This window comes from Dietzia sp. CQ4 (assembly GCF_014145125.1).
GTDB lineage: Bacteria > Actinomycetota > Actinomycetes > Mycobacteriales > Mycobacteriaceae > Dietzia > Dietzia natronolimnaea.
Genome location: NZ_JAALDZ010000087.1, coordinates 1 through 2,506 on the forward strand (window position 1 = coordinate 1; position 2,506 = coordinate 2,506).

A 2,506-nucleotide genomic window follows, 5' to 3' on the forward strand; every position below is an offset into this window, starting at 1 on the left:
CTGTAGCTATGCCCGGCCAGCGCCAACGTCATGATGGCCTTGTAATCGGCCACATCAGCCTCCTCAAATAGGAAGAAGCGGCGCCGAGTGCGCCGCCTCACCCCGAGCAGACCACCCCGGCGGGCCCGAGGAGTACCGAGTCGTCGGAATCGAAGTACCGGATCGCCGGACTAGGCGTACCCACTGGTCCTATCTGCCAGCTCTTCAGAAGCTGGCTAAGAACGGGCCCGTCCTATTCACTGCGCTCGAGAATTTGGTCAAGCAGTCTCCGTCCGACACTGGGATAACTACCCATTGGCCTATCGAGGCCGTTCTGGTCCAAGTAGGTCTGCAATCGAACTGGAAACTCCCATGTGCATGTGCTGCGCCAACTTGTCAACAGTTCGATGAGGCCGGATGGATTTCGATGCTGACACAATCCCTCCACGACTTGCAGATCCTGCCACGTGAGTATCCCTGGTGCAGTGAAGTGATCCGCGGAGCCATTGAGTATCGGGTGTGATCTCCGCGCCAAGTCCAGATCTGAAATAGCAGTTAATGGGAGACCCGCGTTTGGGACGATTATTATCGGGACGAACAATGTCTCCGGGCCGATTTCTGTGGAATCCCAACCGTTAAGCAGCAATTGCTTTGCAGTGGAACTGAATTGTTCAACCTTCTTGAGAATGGCCATAGCAAGATCGTTGACGTAGTGCTTTTCATCGGCCAGCCCCTGGGCGAGCTTGAAGTCGAGCCAGTGATTAGTTGCATCGAGAAGGATACAAACGTTGCCCGCGCGCAAAACCCAGTCGCACACAGAGGACGGCCCGCTGCGTTTGGCCCACTGTTCCTGCATTTGCTTTTCCTTGATAAGGGTAAAACTCTGGGGCGCCCTCTTGTGAACTCGTCGCAAGAGATAGTCCACGTTTCGCTCGAACACGTAATTCATCGCTCCACTTAACTGCTGGGCACGAGCCTCCTCTGGTCCGCCAAATCCGGAGAATGCCTGCCAGTACAACTGTGTGCCGCACAGCCGGTCAGCAACCCAATGCGGCCGGAGTATTATGTATTTTTCGTCATTCAACTTCAATACTGGAAACTGGCTGAAAATGTATCGTCGGTGCGTTAGGTTTCCGGTTTTTCGTTCTCTCGAAAGCTTGTCACGAAACTGTTGGGTCGAAAGCGCCGCGTTGTGAATTAGAAGATCCACTGCTGCGGGACAGGTAGAATCGTTCAGCAAGGATTCTCTGCTGAAGACGACAACGCCTTCCTCCCCCATGCTCCATAGTTTACGACCAAGTCGAATAAGGTCGGCTAATTCAACGCCACTCGACTTGTAGAAGGCACTCGCCGGAGTCTCCCCTATCAAGTTGTGGGGAGCGCGCGGTGGCCATTTTTTGAACCAGGTTTCAAACGTGTCCGATAGCAGGATGTCCAACGTCGTAACCGCGTTGGTCTGCAAACGGGCGAACTCCCAGAGTTTCATCCGCGATTCCAACAATTCAAGCTGGGCCTGGTCGTCCGCCAACTCTTCAAGTGCCTTCGCTAAATCGTCTGGAGAGTTAGTGCTCGGAAGGCCCAGGGAAGAGTCTTGACTACCGTTTATCGACAATGCCAATTGGAGCAAGACATCCGGACTGAATGGTAGCAGCTGATTCCTAGGTGGAGTGTCCCCTTCAATATCTGTAGTCCACTCAATAATCTCTCGCGTTAGCTGCACTAGAGTGGCGGGGGAGAACAAGCTTCGGCCCGACTTAACCAACCGGAGTACCCCCTCTGCCACCTCCCCTTCGCACAGACCTAGAAACTCAAGCTCTGTTTCCGTCACTCGACTATTCCCGAGACGTAGAGCTTGATCGTATCGAGCAAAGAGGCCACATATGGTGACTATTGTTTCCTGCAGTCCGCACTTACTGAGGGTCTCAAGCCGAGCTGCATCATCAAGAAAAGGCTCGCCCACGCAGCCCGAAGTGAGTATTTGTGGTCCGAAGTCCGCCGCGATTTCGGTTTTGACCGAGCTGGCCGACCGGCCGCTTGTCTTTCCCGGTTCACCAGACGAAGTGTGCCTGTCCGTCGACATTCGAGAGTCCTTTCAGTGCAATATCTTCGTGACCAACTTAAGGGAAAAACGGGTGCAGAGCGGAGGTCACGGCACTCTCCAGAGCGTCATCGTGCCTTACTGACCTGACTCCCGCAGGAGCGCTAGCAATATGCTTGTTCTCCCAGGTCAGGTCAGGTCAGGTCAGGTCAGGGCAGTCGGCGTCGTACGTCGAGGCGCCAAAAGGGTAGATAACGAAGGGCGAGGACGCGGCCGGCGAGGTCCGCGAGCGGATGCCGACGTTCCTGACTCCCGCGGCGTGGGACGTCTGGCTCAACCCGGAGAAGGTCGCCAAAGACGAGGCCGGCGCGCTGCTCGATCTGCTCGACGTCGAGTCACGGGCGGTCGCGTCGACCCTCCAGGCCCGTCCGGTGTCCCGGGCGGTTAACCCCGGTGATTCACGGGGATCTGCGGATCGCTGGGCGAAAA

1 protein-coding gene and 1 pseudogene are annotated in these 2,506 nt (G+C 55.9%); one reads left to right on the top strand and one right to left on the bottom strand.

Annotated features, from left to right (window positions below; all coding sequences use genetic code 11):
* Positions 1-232 precede the first annotated feature (232 nt).
* The gene (locus G6031_RS05915) at positions 233-1,507 is read right to left on the bottom strand and encodes a hypothetical protein (RefSeq protein WP_182652744.1); all 1,275 of its coding nucleotides are present in this window, start codon (positions 1,505-1,507) and stop codon (positions 233-235) included.
* A gap of 803 nt (positions 1,508-2,310) precedes the next feature.
* Here G6031_RS05915 and G6031_RS05920 point away from each other — a divergent pair.
* A pseudogene (locus tag G6031_RS05920) lies at positions 2,311-2,506 on the top strand (SOS response-associated peptidase); the annotation flags it as partial.